At 47.4% G+C, this 671-nt stretch carries 1 protein-coding gene and 1 pseudogene; one reads left to right on the forward strand and one right to left on the reverse strand.

The window, feature by feature from the left end; genetic code table 11:
* Positions 1-136 (reverse strand): annotated as a pseudogene (locus Xedl_RS26100) (IS982 family transposase); the annotation flags it as partial.
* A 152-nt stretch (positions 137-288) separates the two neighbouring features.
* On the opposite strand from Xedl_RS26100, the gene Xedl_RS19955 reads away from it, so the two are divergent.
* The coding region (locus Xedl_RS19955) for a hypothetical protein (protein ID WP_244149790.1) at positions 289-671 on the forward strand (383 nt) is incomplete at its 3' end.

Below are 671 nucleotides of genomic sequence, written 5' to 3' on the forward strand. Positions count from 1 at the left end.
TGATTTCACTGGGATACATATGACCTTGTCGGCGGCGTAAACGATGCCCACTCTCAAGACAAAATTGTTCCCATTGAGGAATGAAAAAACGGCAAAAATCATCGACATCACAGAAAATTTCAACTAACTTGTCCATAGCCTGTTCCCCCTCGGAGTTGTTTTCGGTGTGCACCAAAACTTTGCTCCTGGAACAGGCTTCTCGTCAATTTCTTATCCAGAATTCGGGTTAATTAACCGACATCACGAAGGGCAGAACATGTTTAACCGCAATTAGGACATTGATACTCGATGCCGATTAATGACGCACAAAGGCAAAAGAATGCCACCACAGGTCAGGATAGCGAACAGAAGTCGTCAAAGCAGCCTTGTGGTGCTGAAACCGACACGGCGGTCAGTGGGCAAACGAAAGCGGAAATGCCGTTGACAATGGAAACGGTGATAGAAAGAAGCAACATGATGCTTGCTTATCAGCGAGTGGTGGAAAACAAGGGTGCGGCCGGGGTAGATAACCTGAGCATACAGGCGTTGAAACCGTGGCTGAAAAGACATTGGGCAAGTGTCAAAAGGGCATTAATGGCCGGAGAATATCTCCCCCGAGCGATACGTAAAATGGACATCCCAAAACCAGACGGTGGAGTGAGAACATTGGGTATCCCAACGGTGGTAGATAG

It is taken from the genome of Xenorhabdus eapokensis (assembly GCF_001908105.1).